Here is an 18217-nt window from a genome sequence, read left to right on the forward strand (position 1 = left end):
CCGCGCGGCCCGGGGGCCCTCCGTGCGAGCGGGCCGGGTCTCAACGTCCTGGGTGAAGCACCCGAGTCCCCCGGAGCCGAAGGAGCCGGGCCCAGCCGCCCTCCTTCATGGCGAAGGCCTCGCCCGTCCATTCCCCCAGCACGAAGGGCTTCCGCACGCGGCTGCAACACGTGCTCCCCGGGATGGGCTCTGCCCACAGCTGCGCGCCCTTCAACCGGAGGAAGTGGTTGTAGACCGGGCTGTGCCGAGGCTTGCCCGTCTCTGGAACACCTCCGGTGACGATGAGCACGTCCTCCTTCTGTCCCTCCACGAGGAACCGGCCCTTCGCAAGCCTCGGGCGCCCCTCCGCCAGCGTGATGACCTCCGCGAAGCGCAGATAGTCGAAACCCAGGAGGCTGTAGCCCGTCAGCAGATACTCCTGGGGGTTGCCGGGAATCGGGGTGAGTCCGTCCAGGATGGCGTCGAGCTGGAGCTCCTCCAGCGACCTGTCGAGAGCGACCCCGAACTTCCCCTCGGGTGTGAGCCATTGGAGGTACGCGCGGCCTCTCTCCAGTTCGTCCTTCAGGCCTCGCGTGGCGCGCCGCAGGGTCCAGGACCGCAGGCGTCCGTCAGGCGAGGTGACTGTCTCCGCGCACCCGAGAGTCTCCGACTGGAACACCCCTCGGTCGTACCTGGCCATTCGCCGAAGCGCCTGGATGGCTTTGTCCTTCGTCTTCGGCACGCGGACCTTCATCGACGAGGAGCGACGCAGGAGGCGCTCGAAGTCCCCCAGGCCGCAGCTCGCCAGCTCCAGCTCCGCGAAGGCGACGGCGGCCTTCGGGCAAAACTCACCGAGCACGGACAGGTCCGTCACGCTGGAGATGAGCTTCTGGCAGGGACGGGAGGCCCCTCCCGCATCGGGGGGCACGGGACAATGGACCCAGACCCAGTTCTGGTTCCCGTGGGTACCCGACCATCTCCCGATGTCCACGCAGACGCCGCCATCCGCGGTGCTGAAGACGGGCGCCTGGGGTCCTCGGAGAATCGCCTCGGACAGGTCGAGGGCGGGGTCCACCTGCCACCCCTCGGTGACGTCGGAGAAGGAGGAGACCTCTCCGATATCGGGCCCCTCGGACGGCGACGTGCTCAGCAGTACCAGCAGGACCTGAGGCCACATGGCGCGCTCCGTTGCAGGGCCCGGCCCTTCTTGTCGAGCGCCACGATTGCCCCGTCTCCATTCGTATCCTCGCGGGCCTGACATCCCATCAGCCACCTCCCGAAGCGATGCGCCGTTCCAAACGGGCCGCTCGGAGCGGACGAGGGGGGCTCCGCGACAGCCGCGGCGGCCTTCTTCCCGGCCGAGGTCGAGGGCGAGGTCGCGCAAGCGGAGAGCATCAGCAACAGGAGCAGGATTGGGCGCATGGCGGGGGCGGGATACGTGGGGCGGTGTTTGACGCCGAAGCCGCGTGGACGGTTCCAGTCCTTCTGGATGGAGCGCGTCCTCTCGAAACGCATGCGCGTCTCCCACGCACGCACACCGGGCCTCCTCAGGGAGGCCGGCCCTCCTCGCCGCGAGCCTCTGGGGACATGCCCGTGCAAGGCACGTCACGTGCAATCTGGATGATTCATGGTGAACCGATTGAATCCGGGCACGCACCACACCGTGCGCGAGGGGGAGAGCGTCGAAAGCATTGCCTACGAATCCGGGCACGTGGGCAGGACGCTCTGGAATCACGCCGAGAACGAGCCCCTCCGGAAGGAGGGGCGTGACCCCAACGCGCTCGCGGCGGGAGACGTGCTCTACATCCCTCCGTTCCGCGAGAAGAAGGTCACCGTCAGGACCGGGGCCGTGCACAAGTTCACCCGCCGGGGCGTGCCCTCGGTGCTGCGATTTCTTCCCCTTGTCTTTGGCCAACCGATGCCTCGCACGCCCTTCACCGTCGTGGTGGAGGGAAAGGAGCTCCAGGGAAAGACCACGGACCGGGGGCTCGTGGAGTGTTTCATCCGCCCTGATGCGCCCCGCGCCACGGTATACCTGGGCGAGGAGCCCTTCCTGCTCACCTACGAGCTGGACCTGAGGATGCTCGCGCCCGTGGAGACTCCCCATGGGACGCTCACCCGCCTGCGCAACCTGGGCCTTCATGACGGCCCCATCGACAACCCTCCCGCGGACGTGCTGGAGGGAGCGCTGCGCCGCTTCCAGGAGCAGCAGGGACTTCCCACCACGGGTGAGCTGGACGCACGCACCCGCGAGACACTCCTCGCGCGCCACGGGCGCTGAGCCCCCACCGAGACCCTCTCCATGATTCAAATCTCAGCGGCCCAGAAGGGCCCCCCACCCGCGAAGCTGGTGGAGACCGCGAAGCAGGCCGCCGCGTGGCTGCTCGAATACAATCAGTTCGCGAGCACCGGACTCTCCGCGAGCCAGATCGCGAAGAACCAGGAGGAGTACCTCGCGAAACTGGAGATCAGCTCGAAGAGCTATGCGCCCAATGAGGTCAAGGCCCAGCTCGTCGCCTGTCACTACGGGAAGTGCGCGTATTGCGAGACGCGCATCATCCACAGCCACTACGGCGACGTGGAGCACTTCCGTCCCAAGAAGGGCGTCACCTTCTTCGACAAGACAGGCAAGATGGCGACCATCGCCGACGCGTATTTCTGGCGCGCCTTCGATTGGAACAACCTCTTCCTCTCCTGTGGCGTCTGCAACGAGCAGTACAAGAAGAACTATTTCGGCCTCTTGCCCAGCCTCACCGCCACCGCCGCCGAGCAACAGTACCTGGGCGTGGGCCCCCTGAAGGTTCCCACCGTCGCGGAGAAGCGACAGAGCCCCGCGAATCCCAACCTCCTCGAGCAGGCCATCCTCATCGACCCTGGAGTCGACGAACCGCGCGTCCTCATCCGCTTCGATGTTCGCAACGGGCAGGCCATGCCCAGCCCGACCATCAATCTGCTCCAGGGCGACAAGGCGCTCGCCTACGGTCGCACGGCCAAGACCATCGAGGTCCTGGGATTGAATCGGCCGGCGCTCGTCGAGGCGCGCGCCCGGCACCTCCTGAGCCTGCACCTGCTCCTGATACCCATCCTCGGCGACCTGCCGGCACTCCAGCAGTTCGTCCAGTTCGGAGCCCTGTGCGACAAGCAGAAGGACACCCTGGTTCCTCGCTCAGACCCGCTCGCCAACGTGCTCGCGCAGGCCGCGACGGCCGCCGGGAGCAACAAGGCCAGCAAGGAGGCCGTGCTGGCCTTCGGCAGGCTCGTCGCGAGCATCCAGCCCTGGGCTGAGTACACGGCGCTCTCCCTGGATGCCATCGTCACCTGGAGCATCCAGGAGTTCGAGCGCGTGCGCGCCGCGGTGACCCTGCAAGCCACGACGCAAGCCTCGGGAGGGAGCGCGAACATCGGCGCCACCCACAGCCTGGCGCCTCGGCTTCCGGCGAGCCTGTCCACGACGCTCGAAGGACAGACGCAGGACTACCGCCAGATCGTCGCGCACTACTGCAAGGACCGCTGGACCGTGGGAACCGAGGAGAAGGCGGACCAGAGCGCCATGCGGGTGGCGCTGCACGGCGAGTTGAACACGCTCATCGAGGACTACGAGGCGGCATGGAAGGAGGTCCACCACCGCGCCAAGGCCTTCAAGACCCAAGAGGCCGTGATGCGGCATGGCTTCCTCAAGGAGGAGGTGGAGAACTACCAGGAGCAGTTCGCCCGGGGCATCGAGGACGCAAGCGAGGAGCCGCTCCTGCTGGCCTGCCTCCAGAAGGTGACGGAGTCGCTCACCCCCCTCTTCAAGGAACTGCTCGCCTCCACGGACCTCGCCACGGCCCTCAAGCTCGTCACGCAGGGAAGCAAGCTGCTCCGAGTGGACATCCCGGCGTTCTATGCGCTTTGCATCAAGGACGCGGACACGAAGAAGGCGCACAGCGACCCCATGGCCCATTGGCTGAAGATGCATTCCTTCTTCGTCGAGCGGGTGGACCACACGCTCGGGAAGGCGCACATCTCCACCTTCGTGAAAGACTTCATGGAAGAAGCCCACGACAACTTCGTCGAGCTCTACAACCGCTTCACGGATGTGGTGGTGAGGTATCGGCTCAACAGCCTCTACAACAAGACGGTGGAGACCCGCGCGAATCCATTGAAGCAAGCCATTCAAGCCATGATTCAGCACGTCAGGGACCACGTGGCGGGCAAACCCACGCCCACCCACGCCCCGCTCGTGGCCATTTCCCTCATCCGAATCGTTGGCTAGCGCCGAGCATCCACGGGGGCGGCGCCAGGGATGGAGCGGCGCGGCATGGGGCGCTCCTGAAGGCGCCCTCGGACGCCCGGGAGAATCCGTCACCGAGGCGGTGTAGAGGGGAGTCCACCCCACCGTGGCCTCGAGTCACGGCCGCCGTCTGAACAAAAGACAGTCAGGTGTGGAGGGGAGTCCACCCCTCATTCTCGCGAAATGACAGACATTTCCTCTCGTGCCTTGTCACGTCGCCTGATGCTATTGTCGCATGTATGCACTGGCACCTGCACTTGAAGAGCGCGGCCCTCGCGGTCGTGCTGTTCGCGATGTCCGGGCTCGTCGTGCCCGACGCGCACGCGCAGCAATGTGGACCCGGGCCGACCTCGCCGGTCGATCCACCCGAGGACCAGCTGAGCGACACGCGCCTGCTGCGGCGCATCGTGCTCGGACTCACGGGGACGACTCCGACCCTGGAGCAGTACGAGGCCATGGCGGCCGCGGCCTCGCCCGAGGCGCGGGCCTCGCTGCTCCGCGCGACGCTCGACGAGGTGCTCGCCTCTCCGAAGTTCTATGAGCGGATGCTGCGCTTCGGACACGAGTGGATCGCCGTGGGCGCCTACACCACGGGCGCCACGGGCGACGCGTACCAGGGCGACATGTCCGGACACCTGCACCGGTGCGCCGACAACACCCTGCACCCGGGCGCGCTCTACGCGGTGAACGAGTTCGCCTCGGGGGACCCGGGCCAGCAGTGCTCCGACAAGGACGGTGGCGGGAACCCCGCCGTGCCGGAAGCGCGCACCGTCGAGCCCTGGTGGGCGCCAGGCACCACGGTCCAGGTGCTGGGCAAGGCGGGCTCCGACATCAAGCAGGTCGTCGACACCACCACCGGGAAGACCTGGGACTGTGGCATCGCGAGCGGCGGCTACTACGACCCCGGGCTGCCTCGGGGCTGTGGATGCGGACCGAGTCTGATGTGGTGCTCGCCGCTCGCCGGCCTGGGCTCCGCGAGCACCTCCACCCTCAATGGACAGCGCCGCCACCCCTACGAGGAGCCCGCGCGCCTGTTCGCGCACCTGGCGTGGCATGACCGGCCGCTCTCGGACCTGGTCGTCGGCAACTACTCGGTCGGAACCAACTGGCTGCGCGCGCTGTACATCCGCTTCGGCCGGCAGATGGGCAGCGACGTGGTGGACCAGAACAGCACGTGGTGGCGGCCGGACGTGGGCAATGCCCCGCGCGACCCGATGCACCCGACGCCGGATGATCCGCAGGCGTGGCGGGAGTTCGTGGTGGAGGAGCTGGAGCCCTACCACCTCTCGCTCACCCCCGACAAAACCCGCTCCGGCAGCATGGACCGCACCTATCGCTTCGACCCGCGCAAGACGAAGGACGTGCCCCTGGGCCTGCCCGCCGCCGGGGTGCTCACCATGATGGGGTCCATGTCGTCGTTTCCGCGCGAGCGCGTCCGGGCCGCGCGTTTCCTGGAGATCTTCGCCTGCCAGAACTTCTCGCCGCCTCCCGCGGACGTGCACTTCCCGCCGCTGGAGATAGACCCGGCGACGGGCGGAACGTGCCTGCACTGCCACAAGACGCTGGACCCCGCGGCCATCGCGTTCAAGCGCTGGGACTTCACGCCGTTCCCGAGCTACTACGTTCCGTGGCCCTTCATCGGGGGCATCGGCAACCAGCGCATCACCGCGGAGTGGCTGTCCGGGAAGTATCCGCACATCGGCAATGCGCCGGGCCTGCGCTGGAAGAACGCCTTCGCGCCCAACACGGTGCTGACCCCCGTCACTCCGGAGGAGCTCACGGCGAATCCGGAGGCGGTGCTGCTCGACACGATGCCGGAGTCGTACACGCTGCTGGGCGAACATGGCGATGGGACCATGGGCCCGTTGGGCTTCGGCAAGCTGTTGGTGCGCTCCGGTGAGTTCGACCGCTGCGCGGCGCGCAAGCTCTACGCGATGTTCATTGGCCGGGAGCTGAATCCGGCCACGGAGAAGGGCTTCATCGACAAGCTCGCGCGGGAGTTCGTCGCGGGGGAGCGCAAGCTGCGGCCCTTCATCCGCCATCTCTTCGAACAGTCCGAGCTGCGGAGGGGCCTGTGATGGGCACACTGCGTTCGTTGCTGGGGGCCGTCGCGCTCGCGTTCGGCCTGGGGGCTTGTTTCGGGGATGTCTCGCACCCGCAGGGGGGCGATGGCACGCCGGACGGGGGCGACACCTGCGCGGCGTCGAGCGACAACGACGCGGTCCGCCTCGCGCTCGCTCCCGCGTGTGAGGGCTGCCACGTCAACGGCAACAAGCCCTTCTTCGCCTCGCTCGCCGCGTTCGAGAGCGGGCTCGTCTACAACGAGCGGTTCGTGAAGCGCGGAGACCCGGAGGGCAGCGTCCTGGTCCAGATGCTCAAGGGCACCGCCCCTGGCAGCTACGCCCAGATGCCTCCGGGCCAGCCCTACGAGCAGCTCGTCGCCAACGGCCGCGTCACGATGACCATCTCCCAGGTGGAGGCGTGGATTCGCGACCTGAAGGCGCCCCCCGCGCAGTTGGAGACGCCGTCACCCGAGGAGTTCCGCGTCCGCCGGCTGTCCGCCGAGGAGATGGTGGTGACCCTGATGGACCAGCTCGGGCTCACGCTCGAGGACTTCGTCAGCACGAGCAACCCCGACTGGCGCAACCGGGCGTACGTCGTGAACTGGGGCAAGTTCTTCATCTGGCCTGGTGACTGGTCTCCCGGCATCTCGGGCGAGTACGTCTCCGACCTGCGCACCGTCGAGCGGTTCGAGGCGCTCGGAGGCGGCAACTCCCTGGCGTACCGCAAGAAGGACACGACCTTCGGCCCCTCCGCCGGACAGGCCCTGGTCCAGGTGTCCCAGGCCTGGTGTGGGCGCGCGGTGGACAAGCCCAACAACAAGGCGGTGCTGCGCTTCGTGACGCTCGCGGACACGTCCACGAAGAACCCGGACGCGGTGCAGAAGAACCTGCGCAACCTCTATCTGCGCATGCTGGGCCAGCCGCCCGACGACGCGGAGCTGAAGGCGCTGTATGAGCAGGTCTACCTCCCGCTCGAAGCGCAGAGCGCGCGCCTGGCCTGGGTTGGCACGTGCGCGGCGCTCATCCGTCACCCGCTGTGGATCACCTACTGAGCCGAGGACGCCATGCCGAACACTTCTCGACGCACGTTGCTCAAGTGGGCCCTCGGAGCCGGTCAGTTCGCCCTCCTCGACCGCGCGGGGCTCCTCGGCGCTGGCCTCGCGCACGCCGCGGACGCCGACGTCCCTTCACGACTGGTGGTGCTCTACGTCCCGGGCGGCTTCCGTCCGGCGTATTGCTTCACGCCGATGGAGGATTCGGAGATTCCGCTCTGCGTCCCGGGGTCCTCCAACTTCAGCAGCGAGCCGGTCTTCTACGACGCGAGCAAGGTGGTGAACCTGGCGCCCGCCAACGGCGCGTACAAGCCGTTGCGGACGTGGCAGTCCTGGAATCCGCAGGACCCGGCGGCGCGCGGTACCTTCAGCCCGCTCATGTACGGCTACCAGCACTTCGCGCTGCATGAGCAGTTGAGCGTGCTGCATGGCATCGACCAGGGGACCAATGACCATGCGAGCGCCTTTATCTCCGCGATGTGCGGCGTCGCGGGCGCGGACTATCGGGCGCCGGCGATGCACTCGGTCATCGCGAACCACCTGTATGCGCGGCACCGGGAGACCCGGCCGCTGCCGTTCGTGGTGGTCGCTGGAGACCGGGGCGTTCCCTCTGGCATGGGGTTGCCCTCGCACGCCTCGCCGGTCGGTGTGCCGTCCATCGATGCGCTCAAGCCGATGCTCTCCGGAAAGGCCGCGGACAACGCCTGGTGGTCGGGGCTGGAGGCGCGCACCGAGGGCGCGGAGCTGGATGCACGGGGCACGCCCACCGGGGCCCAACTGAAGACGACGACGGTGGAGCGCTACTCCCTGGCGCGTGCGCAGCCGCTCCTGGGCCGCTCGACGGCGAAGGTGGACAACTACCTGGAGGGCCTGCATGGCTCGCTGTCGTCCGTCTCCCGCGTGCTGGCGACGGACGTGGTGTCCCTGCTGGAGGGCACCAAGGGCATCGACACGCTGAAGACGAACCGGCCCGCGTACCTGTCGAGCTACCTGAACGAGACGTTCACCTACACGTTCGGCAACGCGAACTTCCACCTCACCGGGTTGGACCCGCGCATGGACATGGCGCTGCGGTTGCTCAAGTCGGACCTGTGCACGTCAGTGCATGTCTCGCTGCGCATGGACTTCGACACGCACAGCGGCGCGGGCCATGCCTTCAGTTGCGCGCATGGTCGCGGGCTGATGGATTGTGTCGCGCGCTTCCTGGGCGAGATGAAGGCCACGCCCGCTCCGGGCAAGCCGGGCAAGACGCTGCTCGATGACACCCTGGTGTTGGTGATGAGCGAGTTCGGCCGGAGCTGGGCTTCCCGCGCGAATGACGGCAGCTACAACCTGCCGGATGACCACCACCCCTACACCTCGGTCTTCTTCGCGGGGGGAAACGTGGCCGCGAACCGGCAGGTGGGCACGTACACGACGCGCGGGCTCGGCGTCCCGGTGGACATCATCGAGGAGACGGGGCAGACCCAGAAGCGCGTCCCCCGGTCCGCGGACGTCGTCACCACCGCGCTGCGCATCATGGGCATGGAGCCGAACGAGTTCTTCATCCCCGGTGGCTACGGCGAGGTCGTGGGACTCCGGAAGGGGTAGCGGCTGGCCTGCCGCGTCATCCCCTCGATGCGCCATCAAGGCGTATGCTAGGGCGCACTCATGCGCGCGCTTCTGATGCTGTCAGTGAGCCTCACCCTTGCATGTCAGACCTCGCCCTCGGTTGCCCCTTCAGAAAGGCGCACGGCTTCCCCTCGACTTGAAATCATCCTGGCAAACGACTCCGTGCCTGAGCAGAAGACACGCGAGCAACTCCGCCGCTTGATGGAGAGGTTCGAGGTCGACCCGTGGATTTATACGACCGCGGTTCGAATCGATGAGAGGTCCATTCCGCACAGCCACCCCGTGTTGACGCTTCACGCGCGACACCTCGGCAATGACATGCATCTGCTCTCGACCTTCGTGCACGAGCAGATGCACTGGTTCCTCGACGCGAACAAAACGAAGACCGAGCGGGCGATGGCCACCCTGCACTCGCTGTATCCGACCCTCCCGACAGGCTTCCCCGAGGGAGCCGAGGAGGTGGAGTCGTCCTATCTCCACGTCCTCGTCAATTACCTGGAGTACGCCGCCCTCCAGCGCGTCACCGGGAAGGAAGCAGCGAGGAGCGTGTTCGACTTCTGGGCGAACGACCACTACCGGGCGCTCTACCGCATCGTCCTGAAGGATGAGGCGCGAATTCGTGAGGTCGTGGCTCAGCACGGCTTGATGCCTGAAGGCCTTTGACCCGGCGACGGCTCCGCCCCCATCTCCACTTTCTCGTCAGGGTGAATACGTTGCCGGTTGTAGAAGCCCTCGACGGACACCGTATCCGCCTCTTCGTCAGTGTCCACCGAAGCAGGGACTCTCTCACTGCGCCTCGTCCCAGTGTCAGGGCGCTCGATGCCTGCGAGCGCGGAACGCGCAAGGTCCAGGGCGCGCTTCATCGCCCCACTCAACAAGCCGTACGTCAATCGCGGTGGGCGTTGCTTTCCTGCTGGCGCGACTCGGCGTGCTGCCGCGCCCGCTTCTCCACCGCGCGGAACGTGTCCTCCACCGCGTCCTTCTGGCCCATGCGCGCCAGGAAGCCAGGGATGGAGCCGGCCGGGTCCACGGTGAAGCGATACACGGCATGGGACTTGTCCTCGCCACGAGGCTCCACGCGCCAGCTTCCTTCATTGAGCCGGATGCGCACCGTGCCACGCCGCTGGGGAATGGCGTCCGGCTCCGCCTGCCACCTCTGCGCGAACACGCCCGAGCCGTCCTCCACCAGCTTGGACTCCAGCACCACGTTGCTGATGTAGTCCCGCGCGGACACCACCGGCAGGTCCAGCCTCGTGTAGGTGAGCTGCCCCTCGTCCGGCAGCTCCTTCAAGAGGCGGGACTCCTTCACGTACGGCATCCAGTGCCGGTAGGCGTCCACATCCCGCAACACCGCCTGTACGTCCGCGGCGCTCGCGGCCAGCTCGCCCTCCGCCCAGACGTCCTTGGCCTGAGTCCCCGGCCGAGCCCGGACCTTCACCACGTATGGCTTCTCCGCCACCGTGCTCCAGCCCTCCGCCGCCTGGGACGTCCCCGCGGCGAACCCCAGCGCACAGGCGGCAAGTGCCGCTCCACCCCACAGCATCTTCATGCGTTCTTCCTGGGCGACTCGGGCCCGGTGCGTCTTCACGTCCGCTTCCGACACACGAGAGCCCCGGCGAATTCGCGGAGGCACACCCGGTCAGGGGGCAGGGCAGCCTCCAAGCTGCCAGTCATGACGGCTCGGCAGCGCCATGCGAGCAGCCACGAGGCCCCGCGGCCCTCGACAGCGCTCGAATTCCTCCGAGTGGAGGCGCCAACCCAACCCATCCCATCCGAACCGATTTAGAGTCACGAGGACGCGCGAGGGTCGCCGCGCGGCACTTGGGGGCACGTGCCATGAAGCAGATTGAGCAACACCTCGCGGAGGGTTCCTTCCAGGAAGCACTCCAGTTGATTGACGCGGAGTTGTCGAAGGCCCCCTCGGGCGAGCGGCTGCTGATGGCGTTCAACGTGAGGGTGCGCCTGGAGGACTATGACGGGGCCCTGCGCGCGCTCGAGGAGTTGGAGAAGCTGGAGCCTGAAGTCTCCGAAGGGGTGACCTTCCTCCACCACTGTGCCGAGCTCGAACGCCTGCACTCGCTGCGAAGGAAGGACGCCGTGCGGGCCAAGGAGCGCGGGGCGCTGCAGGCACCACAGCCCTTCTCACGTGCCTACCTCCAGGCGGCGGTGAGCCATGCGAAGGGCGAGTTCTCCGACGCGGCCCGTGCCCTGGAAGAGGGCGCGCGCTCGGCCCCCAAGACCTCCGGAATGCTGACGCGGACCAATGGCGTCCGGGTGCGCTTCTCCGATTTGACCGACTCGGATGAGCTGACGGGGCCGCACCTGCCCTGCTTCCAGGGTGGCACCGTGCTGGACGTGCCCTTCAGCGAGCTTCGCTCCATCCAATTCGAAAAGCCGCAAAGCTCGATGGATGTCGTCTGGCTGCCGGCCCAGTTCCAGACGCTCGACGGCCGCGAGGTCGAGACCCGCGTGCCTTCGCTGTACCCGGGGTCAGGCCTGCATGAAGGCGCTCCCGTCCGCCTGGGGGAAATGACCGCGTGGCATCATGAGCCTCATGGGTATGCCGTTGCGTTCGGCCAGCGAGACTTCAAGCTGACACATGAGGATGGCGGCATGGGGATGGTCGGGCTCCTCCAGGTGGCAAGGATCGACTTCGATGATGCGAGCAGGCCCATGAGCGGAAAGCCGCAACCCCAGGCGAAGAAATCCTTCTGGTCGAAACTCTTCGGCTGAGTCGGGACCTCGGTGCGGGCGAATGCCTGTCAATGACGGGTCTTCCCATGCCAACGCAAGGCTGTCAGGCTCGACCTCGTGGACCTCTTCACGAACATGCCTGAGTTGTTCCCGCTCATGCGCGGCGGCGGCGCATTCCTTGTCGCCATCGGGCTCGGCATCCTCGTCGGGTCCTTCGGTCGCGGCAGATGGCCTTTCGGCGGGCTCCTCGCGGGCGCGGCCATTGGCATCCTGATCATGGCCGTCGGTGGTGCCACCCGGCTCATCTTCGACGAGGGTGTGCGCACGCCCATCTGGCAGTGGGGAGTGCTCGGCATCGCCATGCTCGTCGAGGTCTACCTCGTCAGCGTCGTCGCACAGAAGTTCCCCGACACCGAGTCACGTCCCTTCTGGATGTGGCTGCTCTTCGTCGTCGGCGCCCACTTCCTCATCCTCGGACCCAGCCACGGTCCCATCTGCGCCTTGCTCGCGGTCCTCTGCATGATGAACGCCTGGATCGGGCTTCGCGCGACCACCGTCGACCTCCGCGTGTCCTGGGCGATCGACGGGATGCTCAAAATCGGCGCGGGCGCGCTGATGGTCGCGGTCAGTTACAGATTCGTTTGATCCAGACGACAGGCACGATGTGTCGGGGCGCCCCAGGTGACTCGACGAAGCACCCGGGGCTGAGCCGGGTCAGATGTCCAGGTACCAGAGCTGGTTGTCCGCCGCCCTGTCGCGCTTCATGGGGTAGGTGATGAGCCGCCCCGAGCCATCCGCCCTGCCACCCTCGATGTCGAGCACGTGGCCGTTGAGCTGACTCTGGATGTAGTAGGTGCCGCGGACACGACCGGGCACCAGCTGCCACACCTGATGGGGCTGTCCGTGGGCCTCCCAGGTGACCACGCGTGTTCCCGAGGCCTTGTTGGCGCCCTCCACGTCGAGCACGAGTCCGTTGAGCCGGCTGCGGATGAGGTAGCCGCCGCGCGTGGGCACCAGCTCCCACTTCTGGTTGTCATTGCCCTCACGGTTGGACTTGGCCCGGTGGGCGATGAGCCCCGCGCCGGGCGAGCGGTTGTTGCCCGCGATGTCGATGACGAGCCCCGCGAGCTTGCTGCGGATGAAGGTGCTGCGCTGGGGACGCCCCTCTCCCCGGCCATGGTCCCAGTCCTGTCCGTCGTGGTCTCGGACCGAACGCCCGGGCGGCGGCGGGGGCGGCGCGGGGCGCGCCTCGCCCTGGCACCAGCCCGCGGAACTGCACGTGCGTGCGCCATCGCACTGGGAGGCATCGTGGCAGCGGTTGGGCCCGGGGTGGTTGCGCGACTCGTCCCTGCGGTAGTCCGGCCCAGGCCCCGCCGCCGCCGTCAGAGGCAGGAGCAGCAACGCGAGCGCCGCCCATCCCCTCCCCTTCGCGGACGACCGGTTTTCACTCGCACGAACACCCTCGGAGCCACTCCGAACCGCCAACATGGGACTTCTCCTTGTTTTTGAGGTCTCCAGCGGAGGGGCCGCTCTCGCCGCCCGCTCGCCCTGTGTCCTTCATGACGGAGGCCCGGGAACTTCATTCACCTGGCCGGGAGGTACGTGCCCTCGGCACCCTTCCTCACGAGGTCGCCAGCTCCCACGGGGACTGGTGCCCTTGCGGTACTGTGCGCCGCACAGTACTGTGTTCCACATGGGTCAGGCGGAGTCGTTCAGCAAGCTGGAACTCGAGCTGCGCCGTGGAGTGGTGGTGTTGGCCACCCTGTCGCAGCTGAGAGCACCTCGCTACGGGTACGAGCTGCGACAGGCATTGGCGGACAAGGGAATGCCGATTGAAGAGGGCACGCTGTACCCCTTGCTGCGGCGCCTGGAGACGCAGGGTGTCCTGCAGAGCGAGTGGAGGATCGAAGACGGGCCACCGCGGCGCTACTACGCGCTGAACGCGGACGGCCGGAAGCTGCTCAAGAAGCTCACCGACGCCTGGCAGGGCATGAATGACGCCATGGAGAAACTCCTGGAGGAGGGGCAATGAACGCGAATGACGTGCTTGAGTCCTACATCACCGATGTCGCCGTGCGATTGCCACGCAAGCAACGCGACGATGTGGCGTTCGAACTGCGTGCATTGCTCACCGAGGAGCTTCAGGCCCGGGCCCTGGCGGATGGACGCGACGCCGATGCGGCCATGGCCACGGAGCTGCTGCATTCCTTCGGCCATCCGGAGGTCGTGGCGGCGCGCTACCGCCCCCCGCTGACCATCATCGACCCAGCGGATGCGCGCGGCTTCCTGCGGGCGACCGTCATCGGACTGGCCCTCATCTGGTGCGCCGGCCTGCTGACGCACCTGTGGCAGCCCCTCCAGACTGGGAGGGACGTGCCCCAGGCGCTCGGTCAGTGGTGGGTGCACACGGTGGTGGGGTCCTTGTGGTGGCCTGGATTGCTGGTCGTGGGCTACGGCGGCGCTGCCTGGGTCCGCCGCCGGTGGCCTGACACGTCGAAGTGGAAGCCGCGTGCGGAGGATCGAATCCAGGGAGGCCGCGCGGCCATGGTCCTGGGCATCGTCGGCGTCCTGAGCGGAGTGTTCGTGCTCCTCGAGCCGACCTGGGTGCTGGACATCTGCTTCGGGGGCCGGGCAGCTCCCGCGGCGTACGAGGCGCTCACCTACGCCGACGGTTTCCGTCAGCGCCAGGCGCCCTGGTTGCTCGTGCTCCTCCTGATCAATGTCCCCATGTGGCTCGCCGTCATCGTGAGCGGGCGGTGGTCCACGGGCATGCGGCGCCTTGAGACGGGACTAAGTTTGCTCACGTGCGCGGTGATGGCATGGACCGTCCTGGATGGCCCGGTCTTCCGCACGGAGGTGAGCGACCGGACGGTCCGGTTCTGCCTGGTCCTCATCATCGCCTCCGTGCTGCTCCACTACGGCATCCGGATGTTCCGGACCGTTCGCCCTGCTCCATCCCTCCGCGGCATGCATGGATGACGACGTGCAGGGTGGAAATGACCCTGAATCTACAACGTCTGTCATGGCGCATAGGCTGCGCATCGCCGCGCGCGTGACGTGACTCGTTCCTCCTCGACCTGGCGTCTGTCGTTGCCCGGGTCTCCCGCCCGCCCTCGGTCATCTCGTCGTCAGGAACGGAGGCGCCTTCCCCTGGAGGGCGCCCCTTCAGAGGGACATGCATGAAGAGCAGTTCGACAAGCGCCGGCCGGCTCGGGTGGCTCGCGGTGTGTGCGTGGTTCGCGTGGGGCACGGGGTGCTCGGCGGGCCCCGCCGAAGAGGGACGCGAGTGGGACGAGCGTCCCGGGGTCGTCCACTCCGCGGAGGGGACGTTGGGTCAAGGGACGGTGGCCGCCGGGCGGCTGCACACGCTCGCGCTGCGCTCCGACGGCACGGTGTGGGCCTGGGGCAGCAATACACATGGGCAGTTGGGCAACGGCACCACACGCTCGGCGTCGAGGCCCGCCTGGGTCTGGGGGCTGAATGACGTCGCCGCCGTGGCCACGGGGGAGCTGCACTCGCTGGCCCTGAAGGCGGACGGCACGGTGTGGGCCTGGGGCTTCAACGACCGGGGCCAGTTGGGGGACGGGACGACCACCTCCCGAGCGGTGCCCGTGCGCGTGCCTGGGCTGACGGGCGTGATGGGCATCGCGGCGGGCTTCTCCCACTCGCTGGCGGTGAAGTGGGACGGCACGATGTGGGCGTGGGGCAACAACGCCACGGGGCAGCTCGGCAATGGGCTGACAGCGAACCAGCCGGTGCCGGCGCAGGTGCAGGGACTCGGAGGGGTGAAGGCCATCGCCGCGGGCAATGCGCACTCCCTCGCATTGAAGTCGGACGGCACGGTGTGGGCCTGGGGAGGAAACGCGGACGGGCAGTTGGGGGATGGCACCACGACGTCGCGCCACGTGCCCGCGCTCGTCGCGGGAGTGGCGGATGTGACGGCCGTCTCGGGCGGTGGCTCACACTCGCTGGCCCTCAAGGTGGATGGCACGTCGTGGGCGTGGGGCAGCAACGCCTTCGGTCAGTTGGGGGACGGCACCACGACCTCGCGCCACGTGCCCGTGGCCGTCGCTGTGTCCGGCCTGGCCCGCCTCACCGCGGTGGTGGGGGGCGGACAGCACTCCGCGGCCCTGGGTGTGGATGGGACGGTCTGGACGTGGGGTAGCAACACGCGTGCGCAGTTGGGGGATGGCACCACGGTGTCGCGCCTGCTGCCCGTGGCGTTGGGGGGCCTGAGCGGAGTGATGGGAATCACGGCGGGCGGTGGCCAGCACACCGTGGCGATGAAGGCCAATGGAGAGACGTGGGCGTGGGGTGGCAACAGCGAGGGACAGGTGGGCGATGGGAGCACGCTGTTGGCGCTGGTGCCCAAGCGAGTGCTGAGCCTGTCTCGCATCGAGTCCATCTTCGCGGGTGGGTACTACTCAGTGGTCGTCCGGGACGGAGGGACGGTCTGGACCTGGGGTTCGGATCGGCTGGGGGAGTCGGGGGATGACATTCCCACCCTGAGCCCGGTGCCCACGCGCGTGACAGGGCTGACCGGCGTGGTGAGCGTGTGCGGCTCGGGTCATCTGCTGGCCATCAAGGGCGATGGCACCCTGTGGGCCTGGGGCGCCAATGGCGCGGGCCAGCTCGGGGACGGAACCACGGTGTCCCGCACGAGCCCCGTCCAGGTGCCAGGGCTCACCCAGGTGGTCAGCGCGTCGGCGTCGGGCCATTCCCTGGTGGTGAAGTCGGACGGGACGGTGTGGAGCTGGGGAGCCAATTCACAGGGGCAGTTGGGCGATGGGACGTCCACGGCGCGTTCGGTGCCCGCGCAGGTGGCGGGGCTGTCTGGGGTGGTGGCCGTGGCCACGACAAGCAACCGGTCAGTGGCGCTCAAGAGCGATGGCACGGTGTGGTTCTGGGGCTTCGTCGGCAACGTCTATCCGTTGCAGAGGACAGCCGCGCAGTTGGTGGGGCTCACGGGGGTGGTGGCCTTGTCCGGTGGGTATGACCATGTCCTGGCGCTCAAGAGCGACGGCACGGTGTGGGCCTGGGGCTCCAATGGCTCGGGCCAGCTCGGCGATGGCACCATCACGCAGCGGCGCCTGGCCGTCCAGGTGGTGGGGCTGACGGGGGTGGTGGCCGTGGAGTCGGGGAACGACGACTCGGTGGCGCGGAAGGCGGACGGCACGTTCTGGAAGTGGGGCTCGGGTCAGCGGACCCCCGTGAGGGCGGCGTCCCTGGATGGAATGACGACCGTGAGCCTGGGCACCCTGCACGCGCTGGGGCTCAAGCCGGATGGGACGCTCTGGGCATGGGGTTCCAACGGCGCTGGCCAGCTCGGGCTCGGCATCGCGACCTACTTCGGTCCGACGACGACGCTGCCTCCCCATCTTCGGGAGGTCACCGTGGGAGATTTCTACTCGTTGGCCGTGAGGAGCGATGGGACGGTGCTGACCTGGGGCGCCAATAGCTCAGGTCAGTTGGGTGATGGAACCACGGCGCTTCAAGCCTCGCCGGTGCAGGTGTCGGGGCTCGACGGCGTGGTGGCGGTGGCTGCGGGCAACTCGCACTCGCTGGCGCTGAGGACGGATGGGACGGTGTGGGGCTGGGGCGCCAATCACCTGGGCCAACTGGGGAATGGGACCACCACCTCGAGTCCGCTGCCAACGCCGGTGGTGGGGCTCGTGAGCGTGAAGGCCGTCGCGGCGAACAGCACCCATTCCCTGGCGCTGAAGCAGGATGGGACTGTGTGGAGCTGGGGCTTCAATGGCGCGGGCCAGTTGGGGGATGGGACGCGAACCCAACGGCAACTGCCCGTGCAGGTGCTGGGGATGTCGAGCGTGGTGGCGGTGTCCGCGGGGAACGAGTTCTCCCTCGCGCTGAAGGCGGATGGCACCGTGTGGAGCTGGGGTTACAACTTCAATGGTCAGTTGGGAGATGGCAGTACCACGTTCAGCTCGAGTCCCGTCCAGGTGTCCGGCCTCTCCGGCGCGCAGGCGATATCCGCGGGACGCAGCCATTCGCTGGCCAGGAAGGCCGACGGGACGGTGTGGGCCTGGGGCTCCAACCAGAACGGCACCCTGGGGGATGGCGGCACGACGCCGCGACTCGTCGCGGGCCCCGTCGTGGGCCTCACGGGCGTGGTGAGCGTGGCGGCGGGACCGATGTCCGTGGCCATCAAGGCGGATGGGACGCTCTGGGTCTGGGGCACACAGTCCACGGAGGACGGGACGATTTCCCGGCGCTTCGTTCCCGTCCCGATGCCAGGGCCCACGGGCATCGTCGCCGCGTCCGCGCGAAGCGGCCACACCCTGGCGCGAACCGCGGATGGGACGGTGTGGGGCTGGGGCCACAATGCCTATGGCGCCCTGGGCAACGGCATCACCGGAGAGCGGAGCGAGCCCTTCCAGCTCTGGTGAGCGCGGCGGTCCGCCACTCGCGCATGTCTGGAATCAAGTGGTGACTTGAACTCTTGGATGATCGGCCGGGCCCGCCCTCGAACAACGCACGTTCGAGGGCGGGCCCCTGGCGCTTCGCTGCGCGAGCCCCCACCCTCC

Annotated in this window: 15 protein-coding genes; 11 read left to right on the plus strand and 4 right to left on the minus strand. The window is 67.8% G+C overall.

All coding sequences use genetic code 11. The features are described 5' to 3' along the window. Nucleotides 1-40: 40 nt before the first annotated feature. Both HUA76_RS35795 and HUA76_RS35800 read right to left on the minus strand, forming a co-directional pair. Nucleotides 41-1156 carry a hypothetical protein gene (locus tag HUA76_RS35795; protein WP_174463385.1) on the minus strand — a complete coding sequence of 372 codons (1116 nt, stop codon included), beginning with the start codon at nucleotides 1154-1156 and terminating at the stop codon, nucleotides 41-43. Further along, the gene (locus HUA76_RS35800; protein WP_174463386.1) at nucleotides 1126-1494 is read right to left on the minus strand and encodes a hypothetical protein; all 369 of its coding nucleotides are present in this window, start codon (nucleotides 1492-1494) and stop codon (nucleotides 1126-1128) included. Before HUA76_RS35800 ends, HUA76_RS35795 begins: the two co-directional genes overlap by 31 nt. Nucleotides 1495-1606: 112 nt before the next feature. On the opposite strand from HUA76_RS35800, the gene HUA76_RS45810 reads away from it, so the two are divergent. The 6 genes from HUA76_RS45810 to HUA76_RS35830 all read left to right on the plus strand — a co-directional run bounded on the left by HUA76_RS45810 (nucleotide 1607) and on the right by HUA76_RS35830 (nucleotide 9641). After that, nucleotides 1607-2260, plus strand: a complete 654-nt coding sequence (locus HUA76_RS45810) for a peptidoglycan-binding domain-containing protein (RefSeq protein WP_174458053.1) — start codon at nucleotides 1607-1609, stop codon at nucleotides 2258-2260. 21 nt (nucleotides 2261-2281) lie between these two features. Further along, a complete protein-coding gene (locus HUA76_RS35810; protein WP_174463387.1) occupies nucleotides 2282-4234 on the plus strand; it encodes a hypothetical protein in 1953 nt (650 codons plus the stop codon). A 257-nt stretch (nucleotides 4235-4491) separates the two neighbouring features. Beyond that, on the plus strand, nucleotides 4492-6330 hold the full coding sequence (locus HUA76_RS35815) for a DUF1549 domain-containing protein (protein ID WP_174463388.1): 1839 nt from the start codon (nucleotides 4492-4494) through the stop codon (nucleotides 6328-6330). Next, nucleotides 6330-7367, plus strand: coding sequence for a hypothetical protein (locus HUA76_RS35820; protein WP_174463389.1), 1038 nt, complete (start codon nucleotides 6330-6332; stop codon nucleotides 7365-7367). Before HUA76_RS35815 ends, HUA76_RS35820 begins: the two co-directional genes overlap by 1 nt. A 12-nt stretch (nucleotides 7368-7379) precedes the next feature. Then, entirely contained in the window at nucleotides 7380-8957 is a 1578-nt protein-coding gene (locus HUA76_RS35825; RefSeq protein ID WP_174463390.1) for a DUF1501 domain-containing protein, read from the plus strand. Nucleotides 8958-9017: 60 nt separating this feature from the next. Next, the gene (locus tag HUA76_RS35830; protein WP_174463391.1) at nucleotides 9018-9641 is read left to right on the plus strand and encodes a hypothetical protein; all 624 of its coding nucleotides are present in this window, start codon (nucleotides 9018-9020) and stop codon (nucleotides 9639-9641) included. Between the two features lie 223 nt (nucleotides 9642-9864). Here HUA76_RS35830 and HUA76_RS35835 read toward each other — a convergent pair whose 3' ends face one another. Further along, on the minus strand, nucleotides 9865-10527 hold the full coding sequence (locus HUA76_RS35835) for an START domain-containing protein (RefSeq protein ID WP_217440652.1): 663 nt from the start codon (nucleotides 10525-10527) through the stop codon (nucleotides 9865-9867). Between the two features lie 287 nt (nucleotides 10528-10814). On the opposite strand from HUA76_RS35835, the gene HUA76_RS35840 reads away from it, so the two are divergent. Together HUA76_RS35840 and HUA76_RS35845 are read left to right on the plus strand one after the other, a co-directional pair. Continuing rightward, on the plus strand, nucleotides 10815-11711 hold the full coding sequence (locus tag HUA76_RS35840) for a type VI secretion system accessory protein TagJ (RefSeq protein WP_174463392.1): 897 nt from the start codon (nucleotides 10815-10817) through the stop codon (nucleotides 11709-11711). 78 nt (nucleotides 11712-11789) lie between these two features. Next, complete coding sequence (locus tag HUA76_RS35845) at nucleotides 11790-12317, plus strand: DUF6609 family protein (RefSeq protein ID WP_217440654.1); 528 nt, start codon at nucleotides 11790-11792, stop codon at nucleotides 12315-12317. Between the two features lie 69 nt (nucleotides 12318-12386). Here HUA76_RS35845 and HUA76_RS35850 read toward each other — a convergent pair whose 3' ends face one another. Then, nucleotides 12387-13160 carry an RICIN domain-containing protein gene (locus HUA76_RS35850; protein WP_174463394.1) on the minus strand — a complete coding sequence of 258 codons (774 nt, stop codon included), beginning with the start codon at nucleotides 13158-13160 and terminating at the stop codon, nucleotides 12387-12389. A 205-nt stretch (nucleotides 13161-13365) separates the two neighbouring features. On the opposite strand from HUA76_RS35850, the gene HUA76_RS35855 reads away from it, so the two are divergent. The 3 genes from HUA76_RS35855 (at nucleotide 13366) to HUA76_RS35865 (ending at nucleotide 18079) form a co-directional block, all read left to right on the plus strand. Further along, nucleotides 13366-13704 (plus strand): PadR family transcriptional regulator, encoded by a 339-nt coding sequence (locus HUA76_RS35855; protein ID WP_141645209.1) that lies wholly within the window; start codon nucleotides 13366-13368, stop codon nucleotides 13702-13704. Further along, nucleotides 13701-14651 carry a hypothetical protein gene (locus tag HUA76_RS35860; RefSeq protein WP_174463395.1) on the plus strand — a complete coding sequence of 317 codons (951 nt, stop codon included), beginning with the start codon at nucleotides 13701-13703 and terminating at the stop codon, nucleotides 14649-14651. The genes HUA76_RS35855 and HUA76_RS35860 overlap by 4 nt, the downstream gene beginning before the upstream one ends. A gap of 200 nt (nucleotides 14652-14851) precedes the next feature. Continuing rightward, nucleotides 14852-18079 (plus strand): RCC1 repeat-containing protein, encoded by a 3228-nt coding sequence (locus tag HUA76_RS35865; protein WP_174463396.1) that lies wholly within the window; start codon nucleotides 14852-14854, stop codon nucleotides 18077-18079. The last annotated feature ends 138 nt before the right edge of the window (nucleotides 18080-18217 follow it).

This window comes from Myxococcus sp. CA056 (assembly GCF_013336715.1).
Lineage (GTDB): Bacteria > Myxococcota > Myxococcia > Myxococcales > Myxococcaceae > Myxococcus > Myxococcus llanfairpwllgwyngyllgogerychwyrndrobwllllantysiliogogogochensis.